This is a genomic window from Nocardioides flavus (ex Wang et al. 2016), assembly GCF_014653115.1.
GTDB classification, from domain to species: domain Bacteria; phylum Actinomycetota; class Actinomycetes; order Propionibacteriales; family Nocardioidaceae; genus Nocardioides; species Nocardioides flavus.
The window spans coordinates 79,693-106,555 of sequence record NZ_BNAD01000004.1; the positions used below are offsets into that span (position 1 = coordinate 79,693).

25 protein-coding genes are annotated in these 26,863 nt (G+C 72.2%); 2 read left to right on the forward strand and 23 right to left on the reverse strand.

Translation table 11 applies throughout. The annotated features are described in order from the left end of the window. Window positions 1-38: 38 nt before the first annotated feature. Window positions 39-704 carry an LON peptidase substrate-binding domain-containing protein gene (locus IE200_RS09040; protein ID WP_191279149.1) on the forward strand — a complete coding sequence of 222 codons (666 nt, stop codon included), beginning with the start codon at window positions 39-41 and terminating at the stop codon, window positions 702-704. An 11-nt stretch (window positions 705-715) separates the two neighbouring features. Further along, the gene (gene ybaK, locus IE200_RS09045) at window positions 716-1,207 is read left to right on the forward strand and encodes a Cys-tRNA(Pro) deacylase (protein ID WP_191279150.1); all 492 of its coding nucleotides are present in this window, start codon (window positions 716-718) and stop codon (window positions 1,205-1,207) included. 12 nt (window positions 1,208-1,219) lie between these two features. On the opposite strand, the gene IE200_RS09050 is transcribed toward ybaK, so the two are convergent. From IE200_RS09050 to IE200_RS09160, 23 genes are all read right to left on the reverse strand, one after another. After that, window positions 1,220-2,968 carry a DUF3352 domain-containing protein gene (locus IE200_RS09050; RefSeq protein ID WP_191279151.1) on the reverse strand — a complete coding sequence of 583 codons (1,749 nt, stop codon included), beginning with the start codon at window positions 2,966-2,968 and terminating at the stop codon, window positions 1,220-1,222. 69 nt (window positions 2,969-3,037) lie between these two features. Next, window positions 3,038-3,580, reverse strand: a complete 543-nt coding sequence (locus IE200_RS09055; protein ID WP_191279152.1) for a hypothetical protein — start codon at window positions 3,578-3,580, stop codon at window positions 3,038-3,040. Then, window positions 3,577-7,152, reverse strand: coding sequence for a DNA polymerase III subunit alpha (dnaE, locus tag IE200_RS09060; protein ID WP_191279153.1), 3,576 nt, complete (start codon window positions 7,150-7,152; stop codon window positions 3,577-3,579). Before dnaE ends, IE200_RS09055 begins: the two co-directional genes overlap by 4 nt. 182 nt (window positions 7,153-7,334) lie before the next feature. After that, window positions 7,335-8,297: a DUF2332 domain-containing protein gene (locus IE200_RS09065; protein ID WP_191279154.1), complete on the reverse strand. Its 963-nt coding sequence runs from the start codon at window positions 8,295-8,297 to the stop codon at window positions 7,335-7,337. Window positions 8,298-8,331: 34 nt separating this feature from the next. Further along, the gene (locus tag IE200_RS09070) at window positions 8,332-8,844 is read right to left on the reverse strand and encodes a DUF6886 family protein (protein ID WP_191279155.1); all 513 of its coding nucleotides are present in this window, start codon (window positions 8,842-8,844) and stop codon (window positions 8,332-8,334) included. 1 nt (window position 8,845) lies between these two features. Next, complete coding sequence (locus IE200_RS09075) at window positions 8,846-9,544, reverse strand: GNAT family N-acetyltransferase (protein ID WP_191279156.1); 699 nt, start codon at window positions 9,542-9,544, stop codon at window positions 8,846-8,848. Between the two features lie 22 nt (window positions 9,545-9,566). Next, window positions 9,567-10,505, reverse strand: a complete 939-nt coding sequence (locus IE200_RS09080; protein WP_191279157.1) for an RluA family pseudouridine synthase — start codon at window positions 10,503-10,505, stop codon at window positions 9,567-9,569. Beyond that, window positions 10,502-11,086, reverse strand: a complete 585-nt coding sequence (gene lspA, locus IE200_RS09085) for a signal peptidase II (RefSeq protein ID WP_191279158.1) — start codon at window positions 11,084-11,086, stop codon at window positions 10,502-10,504. The genes IE200_RS09080 and lspA overlap by 4 nt, the downstream gene beginning before the upstream one ends. After that, the gene (locus IE200_RS09090) at window positions 11,059-11,871 is read right to left on the reverse strand and encodes a TraR/DksA family transcriptional regulator (protein ID WP_191279159.1); all 813 of its coding nucleotides are present in this window, start codon (window positions 11,869-11,871) and stop codon (window positions 11,059-11,061) included. Before IE200_RS09090 ends, lspA begins: the two co-directional genes overlap by 28 nt. A gap of 181 nt (window positions 11,872-12,052) precedes the next feature. Next, window positions 12,053-12,796, reverse strand: a complete 744-nt coding sequence (locus tag IE200_RS09095; protein WP_191279160.1) for a DivIVA domain-containing protein — start codon at window positions 12,794-12,796, stop codon at window positions 12,053-12,055. Window positions 12,797-12,898: 102 nt separating this feature from the next. Continuing rightward, window positions 12,899-13,192, reverse strand: coding sequence for a YggT family protein (locus IE200_RS09100; RefSeq protein ID WP_191279161.1), 294 nt, complete (start codon window positions 13,190-13,192; stop codon window positions 12,899-12,901). 14 nt (window positions 13,193-13,206) lie between these two features. Continuing rightward, window positions 13,207-13,692, reverse strand: a complete 486-nt coding sequence (locus IE200_RS09105) for a cell division protein SepF (protein ID WP_191279162.1) — start codon at window positions 13,690-13,692, stop codon at window positions 13,207-13,209. 61 nt (window positions 13,693-13,753) lie between these two features. Next, window positions 13,754-14,455 carry a YggS family pyridoxal phosphate-dependent enzyme gene (locus IE200_RS09110; protein ID WP_191279163.1) on the reverse strand — a complete coding sequence of 234 codons (702 nt, stop codon included), beginning with the start codon at window positions 14,453-14,455 and terminating at the stop codon, window positions 13,754-13,756. Next, window positions 14,452-15,147: a polyphenol oxidase family protein gene (locus IE200_RS09115; RefSeq protein ID WP_191279164.1), complete on the reverse strand. Its 696-nt coding sequence runs from the start codon at window positions 15,145-15,147 to the stop codon at window positions 14,452-14,454. The genes IE200_RS09110 and IE200_RS09115 overlap by 4 nt, the downstream gene beginning before the upstream one ends. After that, window positions 15,144-16,400: a cell division protein FtsZ gene (ftsZ, locus tag IE200_RS09120; RefSeq protein WP_191279165.1), complete on the reverse strand. Its 1,257-nt coding sequence runs from the start codon at window positions 16,398-16,400 to the stop codon at window positions 15,144-15,146. The genes IE200_RS09115 and ftsZ overlap by 4 nt, the downstream gene beginning before the upstream one ends. A 247-nt stretch (window positions 16,401-16,647) precedes the next feature. After that, complete coding sequence (locus tag IE200_RS09125; RefSeq protein ID WP_229856322.1) at window positions 16,648-17,436, reverse strand: cell division protein FtsQ/DivIB; 789 nt, start codon at window positions 17,434-17,436, stop codon at window positions 16,648-16,650. Further along, window positions 17,437-18,849: a UDP-N-acetylmuramate--L-alanine ligase gene (murC, locus tag IE200_RS09130; protein ID WP_191279166.1), complete on the reverse strand. Its 1,413-nt coding sequence runs from the start codon at window positions 18,847-18,849 to the stop codon at window positions 17,437-17,439. It lies immediately after the preceding gene. After that, entirely contained in the window at window positions 18,846-19,931 is a 1,086-nt protein-coding gene (murG, locus tag IE200_RS09135; RefSeq protein WP_191279167.1) for an undecaprenyldiphospho-muramoylpentapeptide beta-N-acetylglucosaminyltransferase, read from the reverse strand. The genes murC and murG overlap by 4 nt, the downstream gene beginning before the upstream one ends. An 11-nt stretch (window positions 19,932-19,942) precedes the next feature. After that, on the reverse strand, window positions 19,943-21,277 hold the full coding sequence (ftsW, locus tag IE200_RS09140) for a putative lipid II flippase FtsW (protein ID WP_191279168.1): 1,335 nt from the start codon (window positions 21,275-21,277) through the stop codon (window positions 19,943-19,945). Between the two features lie 31 nt (window positions 21,278-21,308). Continuing rightward, entirely contained in the window at window positions 21,309-22,802 is a 1,494-nt protein-coding gene (gene murD / locus IE200_RS09145; RefSeq protein WP_191279169.1) for a UDP-N-acetylmuramoyl-L-alanine--D-glutamate ligase, read from the reverse strand. Beyond that, on the reverse strand, window positions 22,795-23,907 hold the full coding sequence (gene mraY, locus IE200_RS09150; RefSeq protein ID WP_191279170.1) for a phospho-N-acetylmuramoyl-pentapeptide-transferase: 1,113 nt from the start codon (window positions 23,905-23,907) through the stop codon (window positions 22,795-22,797). The genes murD and mraY overlap by 8 nt, the downstream gene beginning before the upstream one ends. Further along, on the reverse strand, window positions 23,904-25,310 hold the full coding sequence (locus IE200_RS09155; protein ID WP_191279171.1) for a UDP-N-acetylmuramoyl-tripeptide--D-alanyl-D-alanine ligase: 1,407 nt from the start codon (window positions 25,308-25,310) through the stop codon (window positions 23,904-23,906). The genes mraY and IE200_RS09155 overlap by 4 nt, the downstream gene beginning before the upstream one ends. Next, window positions 25,307-26,857 carry a UDP-N-acetylmuramoyl-L-alanyl-D-glutamate--2,6-diaminopimelate ligase gene (locus IE200_RS09160; RefSeq protein WP_229856323.1) on the reverse strand — a complete coding sequence of 517 codons (1,551 nt, stop codon included), beginning with the start codon at window positions 26,855-26,857 and terminating at the stop codon, window positions 25,307-25,309. The genes IE200_RS09155 and IE200_RS09160 overlap by 4 nt, the downstream gene beginning before the upstream one ends. Between the last annotated feature and the right edge of the window lie 6 nt (window positions 26,858-26,863).

A 26,863-nucleotide genomic window follows, 5' to 3' on the forward strand; every position in this document is an offset into this window, starting at 1 on the left:
CGGGTGCAGGGTGGACAGCGCTCGGTAGTGTCACAGACGTGAGCGAGCCGCTGCCGATGTTCCCGTTGAGCACCGTGGTGTTCCCCGGGATGAGCGTGCCGCTCCACGTCTTCGAGGACCGCTACCGGATGCTCGTGCGCCACCTGCTCGAGGTCGACGACCCCGTCCAGCGGGTGTTCGGCACCGTGGCCATCCGCGAGGGCTACGAGGTCGGCGACCACGGCGCGCAGTCGGTCTACCGCGTGGGCTGCATGCTGCAGCTCACCGACGTCGAGCGACGTGACGACGGCACGTTCGACATCGTCGCGGTGGCCCGCGAGCGGCTGGTGCTCGAGGAGATGCAGCGCGGCGCCGACTATCCCCAGGGCGTGGCGAGCGTGCTGCCGGAGCCGGAGGTCGAGGTGCCCGAGGACCTGCTCGACCGTGCTCGCGCGACCTTCACCGCCTTCCGCGCCGCGATGACCGAGCTCCAGGGCGACCCCTACAGCGGGACGCTCCCCCGCGACCCCGACTACCTCGCCTGGACGCTGTCGGCCCTTGCGCCCCTGCCGGTGGCGGAGCGGCAGTCCCTGCTGGAGGCCGAGGGCGCCACCGAGCGGCTCATCCTGGTCACCCAGCTGCTCACCGATGAGCTCCGCGCCATCAACGTCATCCCGTCGTTGCCCGCCACCCAGGTCGCCCGTACGGCCTGGTCGCCCAACTGACGCGGTTCGGGATGGCCAAGAAGTCGCGCGCGGCTGGGGGTACGCCGGCGACCGTCGCGCTCACCCGTGCCGGCATCGCCTTCGAGCTGCGCGCCTACGAGCACGACCCCCGTGCGGAGTCGTACGGGATGGAGGCGGCGCAGGCGCTGGGCGCCGATCCGACCCGGGTGTTCAAGACACTGATGGCCTCGCTGGACGGCGAGCTCGTCGTCGGCATCGTCCCCGTGTCGGGGCACCTCGACCTGAAGGCACTGGCCCGGGCGCTGGGCGGCAGCAAGGCGGTGATGGCCGACGTCGGCGCGGCAGAGCGGGCGACCGGCTACGTCGCCGGCGGGATCTCCCCCATCGGGCAGAGGAGGCCGCACCCGACCGTCCTCGACGCCTCCGCCCTCGACCACGACTCGATCCTGGTGTCGGGCGGTCGGCGCGGCCTCGACATCGAGCTCGCGCCGCGCGACCTGGTGGCGGTCACCGGAGCGGTGACCGCCACCATCGGTCGCTGAGGCGCCCTCGGATCAGTCGGTGGTCAGCTTGACCAGGCCGTGCACGACCTCGTCGTCGACCCAGCCGCTGACGCCGAAGGCGCCCAGCGGCTCGAGGTTCTCGCTGACGTCGGGCGAGTCACCGGTGAGGCGCACGAGCCAGTCGTCGTCGGCGTTGAAGTCGACGTAGAGGACCGACTGCGCCTCGTCGTCCTCCACGACCTCGGAGTAGGCCGAGCTGTCGCCGAGGCTGCCGCTGGACTCGAGCGCGCCGCGGTAGTCGTCCTGGAGGGCGAGCACGGCGAAGCCGTCGCCCTCGGTGACCTGGAGGAACTCGGCGGCCTCGGGCCCGGCCTGGGCGCTGATCTTGTCGAGGACGGCCTGGATCTCGTCGGCGTCGCCCTTGATCCGGATGCCGGCCGGCACCTCCTCGGGGCCGCCGTTGGCGACGGCGTCGGGGTCGAGACCGCCGCCCATCGACACGGTGACTCCGTCGCCGAGCAAGGTCTCGACGTCCTCCGGGAAGGCGAGACCGGTCTCGGTCTCGAACTGGGCGAGCTGCTCGTCGATCGTGGCCGCCTCGTCGGGCGCGAGGGTCTTCACGTAGTCGAGCATCGCCTCGGCCCAGCCCTCCTCGAGGGCGAACCCGAAGGCGGCGACGGTGTCGTCGGGGAGGCCGGCGAGCATGTCCACGCCCTCCGCGCTGTCCATGAAGCGCGTCATGTCGCTGTTGTAGTTGGACATGGCGTACTCGACCTCGACCGCGCCGTCGTCGAAGCGGACCGTGGCGGCAGCCCCGTCGAAGTCGTTGATCATCTGCTGGAGCTCCTCGGGGACCTCCTCGGCGCCCGGGTCGGACGACGTGTCGTCGGTCGCCGAGAAGCAGGCGTCGATCTCCTCGGCCGTGGTGGCCTCCTCGAGGCACTCCTCGTCGAAGGCCGCGGAACCTGCGGCATCGGGCGTCATCCCGAGGGACGCGCCCGGCAGGCCCATCAGGCCCATGCCGCCGAGGTCCTCGACGTACTTGGTGACGCCCTTGGCGACGTACATCGACATGAAGCCGTCGTCGCCCGCCTCGCCGGTCCACCGCTGGAAGGACGAGTCGGCTGCCAGCGTCGAGCCCTCGGCCGCGTCGACCACCTGCTGGGCGATCTCCTCGGTCTCGGCCACGACCATCCAGTCGCCGTCGACGACCCAACCGCCGGCGTCACCGTCGGTCTCGGCGCCGCAGGTCTCGACCAGCTTGGACACGCCGTCCTCTGCCTGACCCGCGTCGCTGACCTGGATGACCCCGACCGGGGCCGGCTCGTCGTCCCCGAGGTCGACCGCGGCGAACGCTGCGCGGGAGCCGAGCCACGGCTCGATGTCGTCGGCGAAGTCGATGCCCTCGCACGCACTGGACTTGAGGACCTCCTCGAACAGTCGCTCGCGCAGGTCGTCGTCGGCCTGGAGGTCCATCTCCTCCCGGAGGCCGGGGAACTTGCGCAGGGTCTGGATCGCCTCGATCTTCTGCCCGCCGCTCGGGTCGAGGTCGACGCTGAGGTAGCCCACCGTCGAGGCAGGCAGCGCCTCGGCCGGCTGCGCGCCGGTGGCGAAGAAGCTGGTGGCGGCCCAGGCGCCGCCCGCGATGACGGCGCCGCCGGCGACGACGGCACCGAGGGCGATCAGCCGCTTCCTGGTGTCGTCGGCGGGCACGCCGGAGTCGGCGGGCGCCATGTCGGCGGGCCCGGGCCCGTCGAGGTACTCCGGACCGTTGGTCGGGCCACCCGGTGTCATGCTCATCTGGTCCTGCTCCCCCGTCGCGCGGTTCCCGGCAGACGCCGGGGTTGCCCCCCTGTGGGCGTGCTGAGCCTACCCGCGTGGGCGCCTTTCCAACCCCCGACTTCCCAACAGGTAGGTCGCGACCAGCCCGGTCATCGCACCGGCGGGCAGCGCGAGCAGGGCGGAGGAGTGCCAGGCCACACGACCGGGGTCGGGTGCGGTCAGACCGAGGTCGGCGGGGAGCGGCGTGTAGTCGGGCTGCCCGGCTGCCAGCACCTGCGGGTCGCCGGGCCCGAGCGCGTGGCCCACGGCGTACATCACGAAGGCGGCCACGCCGGCCCCCACGACCACGCTGACGAGCGTCGCCGTCTCGTGCCCGCGCCACATCCCCGAGAGCAACGCGAGCACCAGTCCCAGCGGGAAGGAGATCACGACGAACAGCGCGATGGCCTGGAAGGAGACGTCGGGCCCGGCGGGCTCGAGGTACCAGCGGCCCTCGAAGGCCAGCCCGGTCGGCGCCTGCCAGAGCCGCTCCCACAGCACACCGCCGCCAGCGCCTCCCGCGACGAAGAGCGCCAGCACGGCCAGCACCCGACGCAGCGGCGTCGTACGGACGTCGGCGACCTCGCTCATCCCGTCAGGCATCCCGGGCCCAGCAGCTGCTTGAGGTCGGCGAACAGCGCCGGGCTGGGGCTGACCCGCAGGTTGTCGTCGAGGCGCAGGACCTTGGTCGAGCTCCGGGTCAGCAGTCGCAGCTGGACCTCGGTCATCCCCGGGTGCGTGCCGAGGACGTCGCGCAGCTGGGCCACCACCGGCGGCGTGCAGCGCGTCGACGGCAGGCTGATGACCACGGGACCGGCCGGGCCCTGGGTGAGGTCGGGGGCGGTGACCTCCTGGGCGCGCAGCTCCGGCTGGTCCTTGTCACGGGAGAGCTGGCCCTTGATCCGGACGATGTTGTCCTCGACGAGCAGGGTCGAGGCCAGCGTGTAGGCGCTGGGGAAGAGCAGCACGTCGATCGCGCCGTCGAGGTCCTCGAGGGTGATGGTCGCCCACGGGTCGCCGCGCTTGGTGATCTTGCGGGAGACCGAGGTGATGAGACCGCTGACGGTGAGCGTGGAGTTGTGGGCGCGCTCCTCGTCGAGCAGGAGCTGGCCGATGGTGCAGTCGGTGCCCTGGGACAGCACGTGCTCGAGGCCGAGGAGCGGGTGGTCGGAGACGTAGAGCCCGAGCATCTCCCGCTCGTGGCCGAGCAGGGTCATCTTGTCCCAGTCGTCGATGTCGGGGATGGTCACGCTGACGCCGAAGCCCGCGTCGTCGTCACCGTCGCCGAGGCCGCCGAAGAGCGAGTCCTGGCCGATGGCCTCGTTCTTCTTGAGGTCGACGAACTGGTCGACCGCCGTCTCGTGGACCGCAGCGAGCGCGCGCCGCTTGTGCGACATGTCGTCGAACGCGCCGGCCTTGATCAGCGACTCCACGACCCGCTTGTTGCACACGAGCGCCGGGACCTTCTCCATGAAGTCGTTGAAGTCGGCATAGCGGCCCTTCTCCTCGCGAGCGGCCACGATGCCGGCGACGACGTTGTGGCCGACGTTGCGCACGGCGGTCAGACCGAAGCGGATGTCGGTGCCGACCGGGGTGAAGTTGGCGTGGGACTCGTTGACGTCGGGCGGCAGGACCTGGATCTTCATCCGGCGACACTCGTTGAGGTAGATCGCCATCTTGTCCTTGTCGTCCTTCACCGAGGTGAGGAGCGCAGCCATGTACTCGGTCGGGTAGTTGGCCTTGAGGTAGGCGGTCCAGTAGGTGATGACGCCGTAGGCGGCGGAGTGCGACTTGTTGAAGGCGTAGTCGGAGAACGGGAGCAGGATCTCCCAGAGCTTGTCGATGGCCTTCTGGGGGAAGCCCCGCTCGAGCATGCCGGCCTGGAACCCGGCGTACTGCTTGTCGAGCTCCTCCTTCTTCTTCTTGCCCATCGCGCGGCGCAGGTTGTCGGCGGCACCCAGGGTGAAGCCGGCGAGCACCTGCGCGATCGCCATCACCTGCTCCTGGTAGACGATCAGGCCGTAGGTCTCCCCCAGCACCGGCTCGAGCGCCTCGGCGAGCGCCGGGTGGATCGGCTCGATCTCCTCGCGCCCGTTCTTGCGGCGGGCGTACTTGTTGTGGGAGTCCGCGCCCATCGGGCCGGGGCGGTAGAGCGCGCTGACGGCGGTGATGTCGGCGAAGGCGTCGGGCTGCAGCGACCGGAGCAGCGAGCGCATGCCCGAACCGTCGAGCTGGAAGACGCCGAGGGTGTCACCGCGGCCCATCAGCTCGTAGGTCGCGCGGTCCTCGAAGCCCAGCTCCTCCAGGACGACCTTCTCGCCCCGGTTGACCTCGATGTTGCTGACCGCGTCGTCGAGGATGCGGAGGTTGGACAGGCCGAGGAAGTCCATCTTGACCAGCCCGAGCGACTCGCACATCGGGTAGTCGAACTGCGTGATGACCGCGCCGTCCTGGGGACGGGCCATGATCGGCACGATGTCGATCAGCGGCTCGCTCGACATGATCACGCCCGCGGCGTGCACGCCCCAGTTGCGGATCTGGCCCTCCAGGCCGACCGCGGTCTCGTAGATCGTCCGGACGTCGGGGTCCTGGCTGTGCAGCGCGCGGAACTCGCCGCCGTCGTTGTAGCGCTTGTGGTCGGGGTTGAAGATGTCCTTGAGCGCGACCCCCTTGCCCATCACGTCGGCGGGGTAGGCCTTGGTGATCCGGTCGCCGATGGCGAAGCCGTGGTCGAGGACGCGAGCGGCGTCCTTGATGGCGGCCTTGGCCTTGAGACGGCCGAACGTCGCGATCTGCGCGACCCGCTCGGCGCCGTACTTCTCGCTGACGTAGTGGATGACCTCGCCGCGGCGGGCGTCGTCGAAGTCGATGTCGAAGTCGGGCATCGAGGGGCGCTCGGGGTTGAGGAACCGCTCGAAGAACAGCCCGTGCTCGAGCGGGCACAGGTCGGTGATCCGCAGCGCGTAGGCCGCAATCGATCCTGCACCGGAGCCACGACCGGGACCGACGCGGATGCCGTTGTCCTTGGCCCAGTTGATGAAGTCGGCGACCACCAGGTAGTAGCCGCAGTAGCCCTTCTGGGAGATGATCGCGAGCTCCATCTCGACCCGGTCGCGCACCTCCTGGGTCGTCCGCTCGCCGGGGTAGCGCGCCTCGATGCCGCGCCAGACCTCCTTGCGGAACCAGCTCTCCTCGGTCTCGCCGGCCGGCACGTCGGCGCGCGCCATGTAGCCGCCGGTGGACTCGGTGAACTCGACCTCGCAGCGCTCGGCGATGGCGAGGGTGTTGTCGCACGCCTCGGGCATCCCGAACCGGTCGGCCCACAGCTCGCGCATCTCGGCGGCGGACTTGATGTAGTAGCCGCCGCCGTCGAACTTGAGCCGGTCGGTGTCGGCGAGCCGCTTGCCGGACGCGACGCAGATGAGGGCGTCGTGGGCGGCGGCGTCCTCGGGGTTGTTGTAGTGGGAGTCGTTGGTGGCGATGGGCGGGAGCCCCATCTGCTTGCCGAGGCGCAGCAGGTCGTCGCGCACGCGCTTCTCGATGTCGATGCCGTGGTCCATGAGCTCGAGGAAGACGTTGTCGCGCCCGAAGATGTCCTGGAGCTCGGCGGCCTCACGGACCGCCTCGTCGTACTGGCCCAGGCGCAGCCGCGTCTGGATCGCCCCGCTGGGGCAGCCGGTGCTGACGATGATTCCCTTGCTGTGCTCGGCGAGGATCTCCTTGTCCATGCGGGGCTTGAAGTAGTAGCCCTCGAGGCTCGAGCGCGAGGACAGCCGGAACAGGTTGTGCATGCCCTCGGTGGTCTCGGCCCACATCGTCATGTGGGTGTACGCGCCGCCGCCGGCGACGTCGTTGCCGCCCTCCTCGGCCAGGTCGCCCTGGCCCCACCGCACGCGGCGACGCTCGCCGCGCTGCGTGCCGGGGGTGATGTAGGCCTCGATGCCGATGATGGGCTTCACCCCGTGGCGACGGGCCTTGGAGTAGAAGTCGTAGGCGCCGTGCAGGTTGCCGTGGTCGGTCATCGCGATGGCCGGCATGCCGAGGTCGCTGGTCCGGCTGAAGAGCCCGTCGAGCAGCGACGCGCCGTCGAGCATGGAGTACTCGGTGTGCACGTGCAGGTGCACGAAGTCACCCGTGGAACTGGTGGAGGAGCCGGCCGACATGGAGGAGACTTCCGCGCCTTTCGTGGGGTCGCTGACAGGGTCGATCAGAGGTCGATCGGAGATCGACCGGATGGTGCTGACTGCTCAGCGGGGCCGTGCTGATCAGGAAGCGGGGAAGAGCAGCCAGCCTACGTCAGTGTGCCGGGCCCCACCGACAGGACACTCGCCTCCCCGGGAGGCGCTCACAGCCAGTCGATCGTGTGGCCGTGGCCGTGGCTGTGGGCCACCGGGACGCCGTCGAGGGCGGTCACGAAGCGCCCCGCCGGGACGTCCCTGTCGCCCGAGACCCGGGGCAGGACCCGGCGTCCCTCGTTGCTGATCCACCGGCACCTGCCGGCTGCCACGAGGTCCGTCATGAGGTCGTGGAACCGCTCGCGACCGGGTTCCTCGAGGTAGGCGACGACCGCGGAGTGGAACACCACGGGCGTGCCGTGCCGAGCCGCCTCGCCCAGGAGGCCGGGCAGGTGGTCGAACAGGTCGCCGCGCCGCACCTCGGGTGGTTCTCGTCGGGCCACCTCGATCGCCGCGCGCAACCGCTCGCGCCGCTCGTCCTGCTCGGGCCACACGAGGTTCTCCAGCCACGCCGTCGCGTCCGGGTCGGTGACGTCGAGCGGGTTGAGGTCAACCCCTCCGCGCCAGGCGACGTCCGGGTGGGCGGTCGGCACGGGAAGCCGGCCCGTCGCCCGCGCGGTGAGGCGCGGCCCGCCGCTCCCCCGCAGCGTGCCCGCGGACGGCCAGTCGTAGTCGTACCGGTCGGGGAACAGGCACAGGCCCGCGCTGGCACCCACCTCCACCAGCGCGAGCGGGCCGTCGACGAGGCCGAGCACCGGGGCCAGCGTGGCGAGCCGTCCCGCCTCGTTGGTCTGCGTCGCCCGCGTCATGACGGTCTCGCGCACCGCCGGCTCCTGCTCTCGGAGCACGCGGCGCAAGCCGTCGTACGGTCCCGGAGCGGGCGCTCCGTGCCAGCGCGCGGCGGCGAACACGAGGTTGGGCTGGCGCTTGATCGTCGGCAGCGTGCCGAGCCAGGCGAGCACCTCGGCGTCCTCCGCGACCGCGAGCGCCCACTCCTCGAAGCAGGGCGAGTCGCCGGCGGCGTACGACGCGAAGTCGCGGTACTCCTCGATCACGTCGGCGTGGAGCAGCATGGGCCCATCCTGCCCCGGCGCGTCCCGACCGTCGTCAGCGGCGCGTGGGGAACGGGCCGGCAGGCCCGATGCCGGCGTTGCCCATCCGGATCGCGGAGAACTCCAGCCCGCGCGCGCGGACATCGGCGAAGTGGTCGCCCAGGGCGGGCAGGACCAGCAGCTCGATGCCGTGCTCGGCATGGAGTCGTACGAGGTCGCCGACCTCCTCGGGTGGTGCCAGCGGGGACACCGGCCGAGTGGCGACGTGGGCGTGCGGGCGCTCACCGAACGGCTCGAAGTCGTCGGCGGCGAAGCGGTAGGCGTACAGCCGGGTCGTCCGCACGGCCTCCAGCCAGCGGTCCTCGATCGCATGGATCCGGGGCACGCCCTCATCCCAGGAGCACACTCGCGGGCAGTGCCGCGGGAACCAGTAGCACGGGCTGTTGGTGGCGTCGACGGCCCAGACGTACGCCTCCGGCTGCTGCGCCGTCGCGGCCACGTGCGGCTCGAACCGCGTGATCGACGGGTCCTCGCTGAAGTGGAGGACCTCCCCGCGACGCGGCAGCACGTCAGCGCGCCGCGTCGAGCGACTCGGAGATGATCACGTCGACGATGCGCGCGACCCGCTCGGGCCCGAGCTCCGGCACGACGGCAGCCACCCGGCGCGCGACCTCCGCCTCGCGCCCGGGGTCGCGCTGCGCGGTCGGCTTCACCGCCTGCACCGCGCGGGTCAGGGCCGTGCGCCGCGCCAGGACGTCGCCGAGCACGAGGTCGGTCTCGTCGATCAGGCCACGCAGGAAGGTCAGCGGCTCCGCGCCCGGCCAGGCCACCCGGATGTCGGGCGCCCGCTCCTCGTTGGCCGACCCGTCGGTGCGCTCGAGCTCGATGCAGCCGCGCTGGCCGTAGAAGGCGCGCGCCGGCGCGTTGGACTCGAAGACCCAGAGGCAGAAGCCCCCAGGGCGCATCGACGTGACCAGGTCGAACAGCGCCGCCCCCACGCCGTGCCCCTGGTGGCGAGGGTGGACGTAGAGGTCGTCGAGCCAGGTCGCCGTCCAGCGCGCGTAGCCGGCCAGCTCGCCGCGGCGCTCGGCCAGCCACACCTCGTACGCCGCCAGGTCCCAGCCCGACACCCACGCCCGCACCTCGTCGTCGCCGTGGACCCCCGGCGGGAACGCGGCGCCGGCGCCGGCGCGTGCCGCGAGGTGGACCTCGGCGATCGCCGGCAGGTCGGCCGGGGAGGCCCGCCGGAGCTCGACGTCAGCGTCCATCGCTCGCCTCAGCGCCCGTGCCTCAGTGCTCGTCCCGGATGACCTCGAGCGCGCGGGCGAGGTCGTCGGGGTAGGTGGACTCGTAGGTGACGTACTCGCCGGTCTCCGGGTGCTCGAAGCCCAGGCGCATCGCGTGCAGCCACTGCCGCTGGAGACCGAGCCGCGCTGCCAGCGTCGGGTCGGCGCCGTAGGTCAGGTCACCGACGCAGGGGTGCTTGAGGGCGCTCATGTGCACGCGGATCTGGTGGGTCCGGCCGGTCTCGAGGTGCACCTCGAGCAGGCTGGCGAACCGGTGGGCCTCGAGGGTCTCGTAGTGGGTGATGCTGTGCCGCCCGTCGGCCATGACGGCGAACTTGTAGTCGTGGTGCGGGTGGCGGCCGATCGGCGCGTCGACGGTGCCCGAGAGCGGGTCCGGGTGGCCCTGGACCAGCGCGTGGTAGGTCTTGTCGACGGTGCGGTGGCGGAAGGCGTTCTTGAGCACGGAGTAGGCGTGCTCGGACTTGGCGATGACCATCACGCCGGACGTGCCGACGTCCAGGCGCTGGACGATGCCCTCGCGTTCCCTGGCGCCGCTGGTGGAGATGCGGAAGCCGGCACCGGCGAGGTGGCCCACGACGGTCGGGCCGCGCCAGCCCGGGGACGGGTGCACGGCCACGCCCACCGGCTTGTCGATCACAACGATGGCGTCGTCGTCGTGGATGATCCGGATCCCCTCGACGACCTCCGGGACGACCTCGAGGGGGTCGCTCTCCGCGGGGATCGTCACGTCGAGCATCGCGCCGGCGTCGACGCGGTCGCTCTTGCCGACGGCGGACCCGTCCACGTGGACATGGCCCTGGGTGATCAGGTCGGCCGCCTTGGTGCGCGAGAACCCGAACATCCGCGCCATCGCGGCGTCGACCCGCTCGCCGGCCAGGCCATCGGGCACGAAGACGGTGCGCTGCTCGGCCCGCGCGCTCATGCCGCCGCCCCGGAGTCCTCGCCCGCGGCGTCCTCGGCGCCCTCGCGGGTGCCGTCGAGGTTGATGCCGCGGAACGTCTGCAGGATGATCAGCCCCGCCGCGACGTTGATGCAGACGTCGGCGATGTTGAACACCGGCCAGTTGGGCAGCATCAGGAAGTCGACCACGTGGCCGTGGAACGGCTCGGGCGGACGCACGATGCGGTCGGTGAGGTTGCCCCCCACCCCGCCGAGCAGCAGGCCCAGCGCAAGGGCCCACCCGGTGCTCGCGACCCGGCGGCCCAGCCAGAGGACGACCACCACGGCGACCATCGCCAGGGCGGTGAACACGATGGTGAAGTCGGTCCCCGTGCTGAACGCCGCACCCGGGTTGAAGGTCAGGTGGAAGGTGAACCAGTCACCCAGGACCGGGATGTCACCGTCCGCGAGCGCGGACAGGGCCCACTGCTTGGTGCCGAGGTCGGCGGCGTACGCCACGAGCGCCACCCCTGCGAGGACCAGACGCGTGTCGACGCGTCGGCGGTCCGGGTCGGGATCGGCCTGGTCGCTGGGGTTCAGCGACGCTCCTCGCGCTGCTTGCATGACATGCACAGTGTGGCATGTGGCACCGCCATCAGCCGATTCTTGCCGATGGCGGTGCCGCAGGAGTCGCACACCCCGTAGGTGCCGTCGTCGATGTGCGACAGCGCCCGCTCGATCTGGGCCAGCGTCTCCCGCTCCTTGGCCAGCACGGTGAACTCGTGGTCGCGCTCGAAGCTGGTCGCGCCGACGTCGGCCTGGTCCTGGCCAGCGCCGTCGCCGGCGTCGCGCATCAGCCCGGCGAGCTCCTGCTCGGACTGGCCGACGATGGTGGCCAGTCGCTCCTGGTGCTCCTTGAGCTCCTTGACGACCTCGTTGAGCTCGCCACGGGTCCAGGCATCCTCGCCCTCGAGGACGACGAGGGTGGACGGGGTGGCCTTGCGGGCCTTCTTGGCGGGCGCGGCCTTCTTGGCCGGCGCAGGAGAAGCCTTGGTCACGGATGCAGCCTTCTTCGTCGGAGTGGCGGCCTTCGCGGCCGGTGCGGACTTCTTCGCCGCAGTCTTCGTGGCCGGAGCCCTGTCAGCCGGCGCGGCCTTCTTCGCAGGCGCCTTCTTCGCGGCTGCCTTCTTCGCGGGGTCCTTCTTCGCGGGAGCCTTCGTGGCCGGGGCCTTCTTGGCAGCCGTCCTGGTGGCCGGAGCCTTCTTCACGGCCGCCTTCTTCGCAGCCGCCTTCGCGGCCGGGGCCTCCGGCGCACTCGGCTCCTCCGCGGCCGCACCCCTGCGGCCGATCACCCGCTTGGCCGCGGCGGCGGCCGTACCGGCCAGGGACTTGCGCGTGGTGCGAGCCATCCGAGGGCCTCCAGCATGCGTCGGGTGTGGCGGGAACCACACGGTGGCAGGGAGGCTAGCCGCTGCTGCCTGACGAGCCAACCGTGGCTCGCCGAAATGCGAGAACGACCACCCTCACGGGCGGTCGTTCTCGCTTTTCACAGGCCTGTTCGAAGGCCGGGGGCACGGGCCCCGTCGGGCGTCAGCCCTCGTCGTCGCCGAGGACCGAGCGCAGCCGCTTGGGCGCGTTGCCGCTGTCGACGGGCGCCTGCGTCTCGCTGCCGGTGTTGAGCGCCTCCAGCTGCTGCGTGAAGTAGGTCTTCAGGCGGGAGCGGTACTCGCGCTCGAACTGGCGGAGGGTCTCGACGTCGCTGTTGAGCTTGTCGCGCTCCTTCTCCAGGTCACCGAACATCTGCTGGCGGCGCTCGGCGGTCTCGGAGTCGAGCATCTGCGAGCGCTGACGGGCGTCGGCCTCCATGCGGTCGGCCTTGGTCTTCGACTCGGCCTCGAGGCGCTCGGCCTTGGTGCGCGCGGCGCCGACGATGCGGTCGGCCTCGTTCTTGGCGTCCTCGACGAGCTCGTCGGCGTTGCGCGTGGCGATCTCCAGCAGGCGGGCGGCCGCGTTGGACGCGTCGGCGATGGTCTCCACGCGCATCGTCTGCACGGGTGCGGCAGCGACCGGGGCAGCGGCGACGGGCTCCGGCTCGGGCTCGGGCTCGGGCTCCGGCTCGGGTGCGAACGACACGGGAGCGGGCGCCGACGTCGAACCACCGCCGGACTGAGCAGCCGCCAGCTTGGACCGGAGGTCGTCGTTCTCCTTGGTCAGCCGGGCGAGCTCCGCCTCGACCTCGTCGAGGAACTGGTCCACCTCGCCCATGTCGTAGCCCTCACGGAGGCGGACAGGCGTAAAGCGCTTGTTGCTCACGTCCTCAGGCGTCAGCGGCATGACGTCACCAAACTTTCACTCTTCGATTCACGGTGGCTCTGCTGTCAGGAGACAATAGCGCCCGGGAAGCCACGGGGCACAGTGACCCGTGTGGCGGATGGTTCAGAGCCCGAAGATGGTCGCGACCACGTTGAGCAGCAGCCATGCTGCCACCATCACGAGCAGGAAGCTCAGGTCCAGCGCGACCGAGCCGATGCGCAGTGGGGGCACGACCTTGCGCAGCGCCACGATGGGCGGGTCGGTGGTCGTGTAGACGCCCTCCAGCGCGACCAGCAGGACGCCACGGGGCTCCCACTGGCGCGCGAAGACCTGCACCCAGTCCACGACGAAGCGCACCCACAGGAGCGCGATGAAGAGGAACAGGAGGATGTAGAGGATCTGACCGATGGCTTGCACGAGACGAGTATCCGTCAGCTCTGGTTGAAGAAGCCGTCCTCGGCGATCCGCTGCTTGTCCTCGGCCGAGACCGCGACGTTGGGCGGCGAGAGCAGGAAGACCTTGTTGGTCACGCGCTCGATGGAGCCCCGAGTGGCGAAGATCAGGCCGGCGGCGAAGTCGACGAGGCGCTTGGCGTCGTTGTCGTCCATCTCGCTGAGGTTCATGATCACGGGCGTGCCGTCGCGGTAGTTCTCACCGACCAGGCGGGCCTCGTTGTAGTTGCGGGGGTGCAGGGTGGTGATGCGGCTCAACTCGGCCACGACTCCCGTCTGGACCGGCGCCGGTCGACGGCGCTCGGCAAGGTCGGACACTGGGGCTGGGCGACGCTCCCGGGCGACGGGGCGCTGGTCGACAGCGTCGTGCGTCGTGGTCTCGGTGTCACCGTCGTAGTCGTCGTAGTGGCCGGTGTCCTCGAGCAGGCCGAGGTACTCGCCGATCTTGCGCATCGCGCCGCTCATGAGACTGTTCCTCCGCTAGACCTGGCGCCCCGTCCGGGACACCTGTTGACTGTTGTGGACATTACTGGACCGCAGGCCTCGGACCGAGGACCGCGGAGCCGACACGCACGTGTGTCGCACCGCACGCGATGGCCGCCTCGAGGTCTCCGCTCATCCCCGCGGACAGCACGGTGGCGTCGGGATGCTCGCGCTCGAGCTCGCGGTGCACCTCGGCGAGCCTGGCGAAGGCCGTACGGGGGTCCTCCCCCAGCGGCGCGACGGCCATCAGGCCCCGCAGCCGCAGCGACTCGGCCTCGACCACCCGGCGCGCGAGGTCGGGGAGCTCGCCCGGCGCCGCGCCCGAGCGGTGGTCCGCCCCCGGCGGGTCGAGACTGACCTGCAGCAGCACGTCGACCTGCGCCCCACGCGCGGTCGCGCCGCGCGAGAGAGGCGCGACGAGCTTGGCGCGGTCGACCGACTCGACCACGTCGGCGTACGCCGCGACCGCCGCGGCCTTGTTGGACTGCAGGCCCCCGATGAAGTGCCAGCGCAGCCCGAGGTCGGCGCACTCGGCGGCCTTCGCCTCGGCCTCCTGGTGGCGGTTCTCGCCGACGTCGGTGACGCCGAGGTCGGCCAGCAGGCGGACGTCGGAGGCGGGGAAGAACTTGGTGACGACCACCAGGGAGACGTCGTCCTCTGCACGCCCGGCGTCGGCGCAGGCCTCGCGGATGCGACGCCGCACGACCTCGAGGTTGGCGGCGACCTCGTCGCCGCGACTCGTCACGGGTGGCTCCAGATGACGCCCGCGAAGCGGGTGGCCCGGGCTCCGTCACGACGGTAGGACGGCCAGGAGACGTCCTCGCGGGTGCAGGCGTCGACGACGCGCACGTCCGTGATGCCCGCCGCTGCGAGCTGCGCGCGGACCCCGGCGCCGAGGTCGAGCGCGGGCGTGCCCCACGAGGTGGTCGAGCGGGCCTCGGGCACGATCGCTGCCACCTCGTCCTGCAAGTCCTGCGGCACCTCGTAGCAGGAGCCGCACACGTGCGGGCCGACCCACGCCACGCTCGGTCGGGCCCCCTGCTCGCGCAGGCGGGCGACGGCTCCCGGCACCACGCCCGCGGCGAGCCCGGGGCGGCCGGCGTGGACCGCCGCGATCCACCCGCCGGCGGGATCCGCCAGCAGCACGGGCACGCAGTCGGCGGCGCGGGCCAACAGGGCCACGCCGGCCCGGGAGGTGATCATGGCGTCGCAGGTCGCCGTACCGTCCGTGCCGGGGTCGGCGACGTGGTGCACCACCCTTCCGTGGACCTGGTGCATCAGCACCGGGACGGCCCCGGTCTCCGCGGCGACCCCGGCCAGCGCGGCGCTCCGTACGTCATCCGGCGCGGCGTCACCGAGCTCGAGGGAGACGTCGGTGAAGGCGACCTCGATCACGAGGTCGCCTTCGATCCGGTCGCGGTGGCGGAGCAGGGTCACTTGAGGAAGTCGGGCACGTCGAGGTCGTCGTCGTCGAACTGCACCTGGCGCGCCGGGCGCGCCTGCACGGGCTGCTGGGCGGGCTGCGACGACTGGGACGACTGGGACGACTGGGACGGAGCCGGCTGCTGCGCGGGCTGCTGGGGCGAGGACGGGGCGAAGGTCGTCGTGCCTGACGCCGGCGACTCCGACCGCGCCGGGGACGTGGGCTTCGACGCGATCTGCTGGGCGGCCGCGCGGGTCTGCTCCTGCGTCTGGGCCGGCTGGCCCTGGCGCAGCACGTTGCCGTCGGAGCGACGCTTGGGCATGCCACCGTCGAAGCCGGCCGCGATGACCGTCACGCGCACCTCGTCGCCGAGGGCGTCGTCGATCGTCGCACCGAAGATGATGTTGGCCTCGGCGTGCGCGGCCTGGGACACGAGCGCGGCGGCCTCGTTGATCTCGAACAGTCCGAGGTCGGAGCCGCCGGCGATCGAGAGCAGGACGCCGTGGGCGCCCTCGATGCTCGCCTCGAGCAGGGGCGAGGAGACGGCCATCTCGGCGGCGGCGACCGCGCGGTCCTCGCCACGCGCCGACCCGATGCCCATCAGGGCGGAGCCGGCGTTGGCCATGACGGACTTCACGTCGGCGAAGTCGAGGTTGATCAGGCCGGGCGTGGTGATCAGGTCGGTGATGCCCGAGACACCCTGCAGCAGCACCTGGTCGGCCTGCTTGAAGGCGTCGAGGATCGACACGTTGCGGTCGGTGATCGACAGGAGCCGGTCGTTGGGGATGACGATGAGGGTGTCGACCTCCTCGCGGAGCTGGCTGATGCCCTCCTCCGCGGAGTTGGCCCGACGACGGCCCTCGAAGGCGAAGGGGCGGGTCACCACACCGATGGTCAGCGCGCCGAGCGAGCGGGCGATGCGGGCCACGACGGGCGCGCCGCCGGTGCCGGTGCCGCCACCCTCGCCAGCGGTCACGAAGACCATGTCGGCGCCCTTGATGACCTCCTCGATCTCGTCGGCGTGGTCCTCGGCCGCCTTCGCCCCCACCTCGGGGTTGGCGCCGGCACCGAGGCCGCGGGTGAGCTCGCGGCCGATGTCGAGCTTGACGTCGGCGTCGCTCATGAGGAGCGCCTGGGCGTCGGTGTTGATCGCGATGAACTCGACGCCCTTGAGGCCGACCTCGATCATCCGGTTGACGGCGTTGACGCCACCGCCGCCGATGCCCACGACCTTGATGATCGCCAGGTAGTTCTGCGCTGCTGCCACGGCTCCGGGGCCTTCCTTGAGTGGGGTCTGTGTGTCTGTGTCACGTAGGGGTGTGCGGGCCGATCGGTCTGTCCCCCGGGCCTCGCGGAACCCTAACCGTGAGCCTGAGGGTTATAGTTATGTCAACCTCGCCTTTCGCTAGACCATAGGGAGCACGCGTCGCGAAACTCCGCCGGACACGCCGGAGGGCGGCGCGTCGTGCAGTTTTCTCGATGCGGCGCGAGCTGCCTCGGTGGTACGCAGCCGGTCAGGGACGGTAGGTCGGGTTCCCCGGGACGCTGACGTCGTACGACGACGCCTGCTGCGCGGCCAGCAGCCGGTCGACGACCTGCGCCTTGAGCTCGGAGTCCTCCGCGCTCCCCCACAGCACCTGGCGGCGGTCGCGCATGACGAGGGTGATCTGGTCGATGGTCGTGACCTCGACGTGGTCGACCCGGGTCGCGAGGTCCTCGGGCAGCGCGGACACGACGGTGGCCGCCTCCTTCAGCGCGTCGGTGCCGGCTGCTGCGCCGGGCCGGATGCGCGGCATGCCGTCGGGCACGCGGTCGTACTCGCGGAACACGATCCCGTCGGCGTCCAGGCCGCGCAGACGCCCGGCCAGCTCGACGACGGCGACGGGGGTGCGCTCGACGACCTCGATGCGTACGGCGTCGGGCCAGGTCCGCGTGACGTCGACCGACCTCACCTCGGCCAGCGAGCCGACGCGGGCACCGGCACGGCCGAGGTCGACGAGGGCGAGCTGGTCACCGAGCGGGACGTCGGCGATCTCCCGGACCCGCCCGTCGCTGAGCAGCGCGTTGCCCACCACCTCGACGCGCTTGACCTGCATCGTCGCGGAGAACAGCAGCATGTGGACCGCGGTGCCGGCGAGGGCGACGACGAGCAGCAGTGCCAGCACGTAGCGCAGGGAGAGCCAGCGGCGCGCCCACTGGCGCCTGGCGAAGCGACGCCGGGTGCGCGTGGTCGTACGGTCGTGCCGGTCCGGCACCTGCCCCGTCGGCTCCGGGCCGGCGTCGGACCGGGTCCCCGCTGCCACTCACGCACCCCCGAGCAGGTCGAGCACCTGCGGCCCGACGGTCGTGACGTCGCCGGCGCCGAGCGTGATGACGAGGTCGCCCGGACGGGCGCGCTCCGCCAGCGCCCGGGCGGCGGCGTCGAGCCCGTCGACGTAGGCGACGTGCTGGGCCGGGAGCGGGACCGCGTCGGCGACGAGGTGACCGGTCACGGCGGGGTCGGGCTCCTCGCGCGCGACGTAGACGTCGAGCACCACGACCTCGTCGGCGGCACCGAGCTCGGCGCCCATGGCCTCGCCGAAGATGCGCGTGCGGGAGACCAGGTGCGGCTGGAAGGCCGCCACGACGCGGCCGGCACCGGCCAGCGCGCGAGCAGCCTCGAGGTCGCCGCGGATCTCGACCGGGTGGTGGGCGTAGGAGTCGTAGACGCGCACGCCGCCCACCTCGCCCTTGAGCTCCATCCTGCGACCGGTGCCGGTGAAGCGGCCCAGCCCGTCGACGAGCGCGTCGAAGGGAAGGTCGAGACGCAGGCCCGTCGCCAGCGCGGCGACCGCGTCGAGGACGTAGTGGCGCCCGGGGATCCGCAGCCGGAGCTCGCCCAGGTCGGTGCCGTCGCGCGAGACCCGGCACGAGGAGGTCGCGCCGTCGAGCGCGAGGTCGTGGATGCGGAGGTCGGCGCCGGGCGACTCCCCCACGGTGACCACCTCGAGCCCCTCGGCGCGGGCCCGCCGGGCGAGGTCGGCGGCACCGGGGTCGTCGAGGACGCACACGAGGAAGCCGGACCGGTCGATCGTGTCGGCGAACTCCTCGAACGCGCGGTGGTAGGCCTCCTCGGTTCCCCAGTTGTCGAGGTGGTCCGCCTCGACGTTGGTCACGATCGCCGCGAACGGGCGGTAGTGGAGGAAGGCACCGTCGCTCTCGTCGGCCTCGGCGACGAAGAGGTCGTCGGCGCCGGCGTCGGCGTTGCGGCCGGTGGCGGTCAGCACCCCGCCCACGGCGTACGACGGGTCGACGCCCGCCGCGAGCAAGGCGGAGGTCAGCAGGCCGGTGGTCGTGGTCTTGCCGTGCGTGCCGGCCACGGCGAGCACGCGCGAGCCCGCCATGACCGCGGCGAGACCGGCCGAGCGGGGCAGGATCCGCAGGCCGCGGCGCCGGGCCTCGAGGACCTCGGGGTTGTCCTCGCGGGCGGCCGTCGTGACGACGACGGTGTCGGCGTCACCCACGTGGGCGGCGGCGTAGCCGAGGTGGCAGGTCACCCCCAGCTCGCGCAGGGCCGGCAGGAACGGGGTGTCGTGGTCGTCGCTGCCGGTGACCTCGACGCCCTGCCGGGCCATGATCCGCGCGATCGCCGAGATGCCGGCCCCGCCGATGCCGATGCAGTGGACGCGACCGAGGTCGGCGGCCGGGAGGATCTCGTCGGGGACCGGGATCCTCACGGCGCGGTCCTGTCCGCCGCTGCGTCGAGGACCATGCGGGCGAGCTCGTCGTCGCCATCGAGCGGGATGACGCCCCTCGCCGCGGCACCCATCGCCTCCAGCCGGACGGCGTCGGTGAGCAGGCCGGGCACGCTCGCGGCGACCCACTCCGGGGTCAGCGCCGCGTCGGCGACCAGCAGGCCTCCCCCGGCGTCGACCACGGGACGTGCGTTGAGCGCCTGCTCGCCGTTGCCGATCGGGAGCGGGACGTAGATCGCGGGCAGCCCGACGCCGGAGACCTCCGTCACCGTGTTGCTGCCCGAGCGGCACAGCACCGCGTCGGCAGCGGCGTAGGCGAGGTCCATCCGGTCGACGTAGGGCACCACGACGTAGGGCACCTCGCCCGAGGGGACCTCCAGCTCGTTGCGCGGTCCGATGACGTGGAGCACCTGCACGCCGACGGCGGAGAGGGCGGGTGCCGCACCGGACACGGCGGCGTTGATGCGCGCCGCGCCCTGGGAGCCGCCGGTGACCAGGAGCGTCGGCAGGTCGTCGCGCAGGCCGAAGGCAGCCAGGGCCTGGGCGCGCAGGGCGGCACGGTCCATGGTCGAGACCAGCCGACGGATCGGCAGCCCGGTGCAGACGGCGTGCGGGAGCGCGGTGTCGGGGAAGCTCGTGGCGACGTGCGTCGTCATGCGCGCGCCGAGCTTGTTGGCGATGCCGGGGATCGCGTTGCCCTCGTGGACCACGATCGGCACCTTGCGCGTACGGGCGGCGAGGTAGGCCGGGACCGACACGTAGCCGCCGAAGCCGACGACCACGTCGGGGCGGACGCGGTCGAGCACCTCGAGCGCCGCGGCACGCGCCGCACGCAGGCGAGTCGGCGTACGGAGCAGGTCGGGGCCCGGGCGCCGCGGCAGCGGCACGCGCGGGACGACCTCCAGCGGCAGGCCGGCCTCGGGGACCAGGCGGGCCTCGAGGCCCTCACGGGTGCCGAGGCAGGTGATCTCGGTCGCCGGGTCCAGGCGACGCAGGGCGTCGGCGGTGGCGAGCAGGGGCGAGGTGTGGCCGGCGGAGCCGCCGCCGGCGAGGAGTACGCGCATCGGGGAGGAATCTATCGAGAGCGGTCGTGGGACGGAGCAGCGGAGAGGCCAGCGGACCGGTCGCGACGGCGCGCGGCGAGGGCGGCGGCCGCCTCGGGCTCGCGTCGGGCGAAGCCGATCAGCAGGCCCAGGGCGACCAGCGAGGGCAGCAGCGCCGAGCCGCCGTACGACACGATCGGCAGCGGGATGCCGATGACGGGCAGCACGGCGAGCACCATGCCGACGTTGATCATCATCTGGCCCAGGATCCACACCACGATGCCGAAGGTGGCGTAGCGCACGAAGGGGTCCGCTGTGCTCAGCGCGACCCGGATCGCGGCGTAGGCGATCGTGAAGAACAGCCCGACCACCAGGAGGGTGCCGACCAGGCCGAGCTCCTCGCCGAGGACGGCGAAGATGAAGTCGGTGTGGGCCTCGGGAAGGTCGCCCCACTTCTGGGTGGAGGCGCCGATCCCCTGTCCGAACCAGCCGCCGCTGGAGAGTGCGTAGAGGCCGTGGGCGGGCTGCCACCCGGCGTCGGTGTAGTCCTTGAACGGGTCGGTGAAGTGCGTGATGCGGTTGAGCCGCTCGGGGTCGGTGGCGGCGAGCGCGACGGCAGCGACACCCAGGACCGACAGGCTCAGCCCGAAGAGCCGCAGGGGCGCGCCCACGACCCAGAGCATCCCGAGCAGGATCGCGGCGAGGACGAGGGCGGTGCCGAGGTCGCGGCCCACCAGCACGAGCGCGATGACGGCGAAGAGCCCGGGCACGACCGGCACCAGCAGGTGGTGGAGCTCGCGCAGGCGCCGCTCCTTGTGGGCGTAGATGTTGGCGGCCCAGAGCACGATCGCGAGCTTGGCGATCTCGGCGGGCTGGATGTTGACCGGGCCGAGAGCCAGCCAGTTCTTGTTGCCGTTGATGAGCACGCCGAACCGGGCCACGAGGCCGAGCAGCACCAGCGCCACGATGAAGCCGGGATAGGCCAGGCGGCGCACGTGTCGTACGGGGATCCGCGAGGCGACCCACGCAGCTGGCACGCCCAGCACGACCCACATCAGCTGGCGCTTGACCACCGCGTAGGAGTCGTCGTAGAGCAGGTAGGACCGGACGCTGGACGCGCTGAGCACCATGATCACGCCGATGGTGAGCAGCAGCGCGGAGGCGCCGAGCAGCAGGTAGTAGGAGGCGAGGGGCTTGTCGACGGCCTCGCGCAGCGCGCGCCAGCTGCCGACGACGCCGTCGCGCCCGCCCTGCCAGGCGGCGGCGACGCCCGAGCCCAGCGGCGGCCTACCGCTGAGCGGCACCGGGACGGGACCGGCCTCGGCGGAGGACCCGACCTGCACGTCCTCGGGGTTCGCGGTGGTCATCGGTCGCGCTCCCCTCTGTCGATGGCGGTGGTCAGTCCGTGCGGGCGATCCGGCGGTGCACGGCCGCGGCGAACGCGTCGCCGCGAGCGCTGTAGTCGGTGAACATGTCCATGGAGGCGCAGCCCGGCGCGAGCAACACCGTGTCACCGGACCTGGCGAGCCCGGCGGCCGCGTCGACCACGCGCTCCATCGGGTCCCCAGTCTCGTCGGCACCCACATCGATGACCGGCACATCGGGCGCGTGTCGCGAAAGTGCGTCGGCCACCACGTGCCGGTCGCGTCCGAGCAGGACGACACCGCGCAGCCGGTCGCGGACCGCGAGGACGAGGTCGTCGAAGCGGGCGCCCTTGGCGAGCCCGCCGGCCACCCAGACCACGTCCTCGAAGGCCGCGAGGGAGGACTGTGCCGCGTGCGGGTTGGTGGCCTTGGAGTCGTCGATCCAGGTGACCCCGTCGGCCTCGGCGACGTGGGCGATCCGGTGGCCGTCGGGGCGGAAGGCCCGCAGGCCGTCGCGGACCGCCTGCTGGCTGACGCCGTGGGCGCGCGCGAGCGCGGCGGCCGCGAGGGCGTTGGCGACGAAGTGGGGCGCGGGCGAGGCGAGGTCGCCCAGCGTGCACAGCTCGGCGGCGCTGGTCGCCCGCTCCTCGATGAACGCGCGGTCGACGAGGAGGTCCTCGACGACGCCGAGGTTGCCGGGGCCGGGCATGCCGAGGGTGAAGCCGACCGCGCGCGCACCCTCGACGACGTCGGCCTCGCGGACCATCGCCTCGGTGGCGGGGTCGGCGAGGTTGTAGACGCAGGCGCGCTGGACGCGCTCGTAGATGCGCGCCTTGTCGGCGGCGTACTTCTCCATCCCGGTGCGCGCGCCGGGCTGGTCGTGGGGGTCGTCGTCGTACCAGTCGAGGTGGTCCTCGGCGAGGTTGAGCACGACGGCGGACTCGGCCGACATCGAGTGGGCGTAGTGCAGCTGGAAGCTCGACAGCTCGACGGCGAGGACGTCGTAGGGCTCGGGGTCCATCACGGCCTCCACGATCGGCAGGCCGACGTTGCCGACGGCGACCGCACGCAGACCGGCCGCGAGGAGGATGGACTGCAGCATCTGCACGGTCGTGGTCTTGCCGTTGGTGCCGGTCACCGCGAGCCACGGTGCTGCGTGCTCCGGGTCGCGCAGCCGCCAGGCGAGCTCGACCTCGCCCCACACCGGCACGCCTCGATCGGCGGCCTGCGCCAGCAGCGGCGCGTCGGGGCGCCAGCCCGGCGAGGTGACCACGAGGTCGGTGCCGTCCGGCAGCACGGCGGTGGCGCCCGGCTCGAGCCGGATCGTCGCGCCGAGGGTCTCGAGGAGCTCGGCCTTCTCGGTCTTCTCGGCGGAGGTGTGCTCGTCGAGGGCGGTCACCTGCGCGCCGAGGAAGAGCAGGTTGTCGGCGGCGGCGAACCCGGAGACGCCGAAGCCGGCGACGACCACGCGTACGCCCGACCAGTCGCTGGTGCGACCGAGCGAGCCGACGTCAGGTGTCTCAGCCAATTCCGGCGACCCACTCGGCGTAGAAGATGCCGAGACCGGTGGCGACGGCCAGCCCGGTGACGATCCAGAAGCGGATCACGATCGTGACCTGCTCCCAGCCGAGCATCTCGAAGTGGTGGTGCAGCGGGGTCATCCGGAAGACGCGGTGCCCGGGCTGCACCCTGAAGACGCTCCGGAAGAGACCGCTGGCCCGGCTCAGCTTGAAGACCGAGACCTGGATCATCACCGAGACCGTGATCGCGACGAACAGCCCGCCGATGATCACGAGCAGCAGCTCTGTGCGGGTCATGATCGCGAAGCCGGCCATCGCCGCGCCGAGCGCCAGCGAGCCGGTGTCGCCCATCATGATCTGGGCCGGCGAGGCGTTCCACCACAGGAAGCCGAAGCACGCTCCGGTGATGGCGGCGGCGACGACGGCGAGGTCGAGCGGGTCGCGGACCTCGTAGCACTTGGGCCCGGCCTCGAGGGCGCACGACTGGCTGTTCTGCCAGATGTTGACCAGCGTATAGGCCGCGAACACCAGGATGGAGGCGCCGCCCGCGAGGCCGTCGAGGCCGTCGGCGAGGTTCACCGCGTTGCTCGCACCGGTCACGATGAGCCAGATCAGCAGGATCGCCACGACCGTGGGGAGCGTGATGCCCTCGTAGTCACGGATGAAGGACAGGTGGTCGGAGGCCGGCCGCCAGCCGCGCTCGTCCTCGAGCACGGGCGAGAGCGCGAGGAAGCCGAAGACGAGCCCGACGACGGTCTGGCCGATCATCTTGGCGCGGCTGCGCAGGCCGAGGTTGTGCTGGCGGCTGACCTTGAGGAAGTCGTCGAGGAACCCGACCGCGCCGATGCCCACGAGCAGGAAGAGCAGCAGCAGCGCGGAGGCTGTCGGGGGCGTCTGGGTGATCAGCTTGGCGGCGAAGTAGCCGACCACGGTCGCGAGGATGATCACCGCTCCGCCCATGGTGGGCGTGCCCCGCTTGACGTGGTGGGTCGTCGGGCCGTCGTCACGGATCGGCTGGCCGAAGCCCTGGCGGGTGAAGAAGCGGATCGCGTAGCGCGTGCCGAGCAGCGAGATCAGCAGGGAGAGTCCTCCTCCGAACAGGATGGCTCTCATCTCGTGCTTCTCCCTTCGTTGCCGCTCCCGGTGAGGAGGTCGTCGGCGATCAGTTCCAGCGCCGCTCCCCGTGATGCCTTCACCAGGACGACATCAGCAGCCGAGACATTGTGCCGCAGCCAGTCGGCGGCCTCGGCACGGCCCGCCGTGGTGATGGTCACCCCGCCCGACGTGCCGGCGTCGAAACCCTCCGCGATCGGCGCGGCGGCTGGCCCGACCACGACCACGACGTCGATGCCGAGGCCGGCTGCGTACGCCCCGACGCCCCGGTGGGCCTCGGGCGCCTCGTCGCCGAGCTCGAGCATCTCGCCGAGCACGGCGACCGTACGCCGTCCGCTGCCGGAGCCGATCCCGGCGAGGGTGTCGAGCGCCGCGCGCATCGACTCGGGGTTGGCGTTGTAGGCGTCGTTGACGACGACGAGGCCGTCGGCGCGCTCGGTGACCTCCATGCGCCACCGGCTGGCCGGGCCGGCATCGGCGAGCGACTCGGCGACGGTGTCGAGGTCGAGCCCGGCGGCGAAGGCCATCGCGGCGGCAGCCGCGGCGTTGCGCCACTGGAAGGCACCGACCTGCGCGAGGTGCACCGTGGCCCCTGACCCACGGTGGGACAGCTCGAAGGACTGGCGGCCGAGCTCGTCGGTGGTCAGCTCCCCGACGGCGACGTCGGGGGCGCGACCCCCGGAGCCGTCGCCGAAGGTGACGACCGTCGCGTTCGTGCGGGCGGCCATGGCGGCGACGAGGTCGTCGTCGGCGTTGAGGACGGCCGTCCCGTCCGGGCGCAGCGCCTCCACGATCTCACCCTTGGCGCGGGCGATGGCCTCGCGGCCGCCGAACTCGCCGATGTGGGCCGTCCCGACGTTGAGGACGGCTGCGACGTGCGGCGGCGCGATCCGGCAGAGCTCGGCGATGTGACCGACACCGCGCGCGCCCATCTCCACGACGAGGTGGCGGGTCTCGGGCGTCGCGCGCAGCACCGTCAGAGGCACCCCGAGCTCGTTGTTGAAGTTGCCACGGGTCGCCACCGTCGGCCCGGCCTCGGAGAGCACGTGCGCGAGGTAGTCCTTGGTGCCGGTCTTGCCCTGCGAGCCGGTCATCGCCAGGACGACGACGTCGGGGAGCCGGTCCAGCACGTGGCGCGCGAGCACGCCGAGTGCCGCGGTGACATCCTCGACCACGACGGTCGGCAACGCGGTCGGCCGGCTGCCGAGGACGGCGACGGCGCCGGCGGCACCGGCCGCCTCGGCGAAGTCGTGCCCGTCGACCCGCTCCCCCGCGATCGCGACGAAGAGGCCGCCCGGCTCCGGCGTACGGGTGTCGACGAAGGCGCCGCCCGTGACGGTGGCCGTGCCGTGGGCGACGCCACCCACCACGTCGGCCACCTCGGCCAGGGTCATCTCGATCATCGCGCACCCCCGAGCGCCGCGATCTCCTCGGCGGCGACGACCCGGTCGTCGAAGGGGTGCACGACCCCGTCGACCTCCTGGCCGGTCTCGTGGCCCTTGCCGGCGATCAGCACGACGTCGCCGGGACGGGCGCGACGTACGGCCTCGCGCACCGCCAGGCGGCGGTCGCCGATCTCGAGCACCTCGGCGGAGCCGCCGCGGGTGCCGGCCAGCACGGCGGCGCGGATCGAGGCAGCGTCCTCGGTGCGGGGGTTGTCGTCGGTGACGATGACGACGTCGGCCAGCCGGGCCGCGATCTCCCCCATCATCGGCCGCTTGGCCGTGTCACGGTCCCCGCCGGCGCCGACGACCGCGATGACCTGGCCGTCGGTCAACGGCCGCAGCGTGGCCAGGACGGCCTCGAGCGCATCGGGCTTGTGGGCGTAGTCGACGACCACCGTGAAGTCCTGGCCGGCCGACACCGGCTCGAGGCGGCCGGGCACCCCGCCGACCCGCGCGACGCCGTCGGCGACCTTGACCGGGTCGAGGCCCGCAAGGGCCGCCGACGCGATGGCGGCGAGGGCGTTGGAGACGTTGAACTCTCCGGGGATGCCGACCGCGGCTGCGACCTCGACCCCGGGGCCGAGCACGGTGAAGGTGGCTCCGCCGGGCGAGAGGTCGACGTCGACGGCGCGCCAGTCGGCGTCGGCGCCGGCGGAGGAGTAGGTCGACATCGGGATGGCGGCGACGTCGAGGAGCCGCCGGCCGAACTCGTCGTCGACGTTGGTGAGCCCCTGCTTCGCGTGCTCGGGCGTGAAGAGGCTGGCCTTCGCGGCGAAGTAGTCGTCGAGGTCGGCGTGGAAGTCCAGGTGGTCGCGGCCGAGGTTGAGGAAGGTGGCCACGTCGAACACCACGCCGTCGACCCGGCCCAGCACGAGCGCGTGGCTCGACACCTCCATCGCGCACGTCTCGACGCCGCGCTCGCGCATCACCGCGAAGAGGGCGTGCAGGTCGGGAGCCTCGGGCGTCGTGAGCTGCGTCCTCACGTCCTCCCCCGCGATCCGCGTGCCGACCGTGCCGATCACCGCCGACGTGATCCCGGTGGCGGTGAGGCCCTGCTCGAGGACGCGGGTCGTGGTCGTCTTGCCCTGCGTGCCGGTGACACCGATGACGCGCAGCGCGGTGGCGGGATCGCCGTGCAGGTGGGCCGCGAGACGACCGAGGACGCGACGCGGGTCGGGCACCACGATCGCCGGCGTCCCGGCCGGCAGACGGTCGGCACCCGCGGCGTCGGTCAGCACCGCGACGGCGCCGGCCGCGAGGGCTTGGCCGGCGAAGTCGGCGCCGTGGGCGCGGGCACCCGGGAGGGCGGCGTACAGGTCACCGGGGCGCAGCCGGGCGGTGCTGAGGGACAGGCCGGAGACGACGACGGACAGGTCGCCGTGCCGGGCGACCTCCGCTCCGTGCCCGAGCGTGCCGTCGAGCCAGTCGGCGAGCTCGGCCGCAGGGATCGACGGGGCCGTGCGCGGGCGCGTCGCGGTGGCCGGGTCGGCTGGCTTGTCGTCCACCGGCCG

Coding starts and splice junctions, on each gene's coding strand:
- IE200_RS09075 (WP_191279156.1), bottom strand. CDS start 9,544: ATGGACGCTGACGTCGAGCTCCGGCGGGCCTCCCCGGCCGACCTGCCG.
- murG (WP_191279167.1), bottom strand. CDS start 19,931: ATGCGCGTACTCCTCGCCGGCGGCGGCTCCGCCGGCCACACCTCGCCC.
- ftsW (WP_191279168.1), bottom strand. CDS start 21,277: ATGACCACCGCGAACCCCGAGGACGTGCAGGTCGGGTCCTCCGCCGAG.
- mraY (WP_191279170.1), bottom strand. CDS start 23,907: ATGAGAGCCATCCTGTTCGGAGGAGGACTCTCCCTGCTGATCTCGCTG.
- dnaE (WP_191279153.1), bottom strand. CDS start 7,152: ATGTCGGCCGGCTCCTCCACCAGTTCCACGGGTGACTTCGTGCACCTG.
- ybaK (WP_191279150.1), top strand. CDS start 716: ATGGCCAAGAAGTCGCGCGCGGCTGGGGGTACGCCGGCGACCGTCGCG.
- IE200_RS09095 (WP_191279160.1), bottom strand. CDS start 12,796: ATGCCGCTGACGCCTGAGGACGTGAGCAACAAGCGCTTTACGCCTGTC.
- IE200_RS09065 (WP_191279154.1), bottom strand. CDS start 8,297: ATGCTGCTCCACGCCGACGTGATCGAGGAGTACCGCGACTTCGCGTCG.
- IE200_RS09055 (WP_191279152.1), bottom strand. CDS start 3,580: ATGAGCGAGGTCGCCGACGTCCGTACGACGCCGCTGCGTCGGGTGCTG.
- IE200_RS09155 (WP_191279171.1), bottom strand. CDS start 25,310: ATGATCGAGATGACCCTGGCCGAGGTGGCCGACGTGGTGGGTGGCGTC.
- IE200_RS09105 (WP_191279162.1), bottom strand. CDS start 13,692: ATGAGCGGCGCGATGCGCAAGATCGGCGAGTACCTCGGCCTGCTCGAG.
- IE200_RS09090 (WP_191279159.1), bottom strand. CDS start 11,871: ATGGCTCGCACCACGCGCAAGTCCCTGGCCGGTACGGCCGCCGCCGCG.
- IE200_RS09050 (WP_191279151.1), bottom strand. CDS start 2,968: ATGAGCATGACACCGGGTGGCCCGACCAACGGTCCGGAGTACCTCGAC.
- IE200_RS09080 (WP_191279157.1), bottom strand. CDS start 10,505: ATGAGCGCGCGGGCCGAGCAGCGCACCGTCTTCGTGCCCGATGGCCTG.
- lspA (WP_191279158.1), bottom strand. CDS start 11,086: ATGCAAGCAGCGCGAGGAGCGTCGCTGAACCCCAGCGACCAGGCCGAT.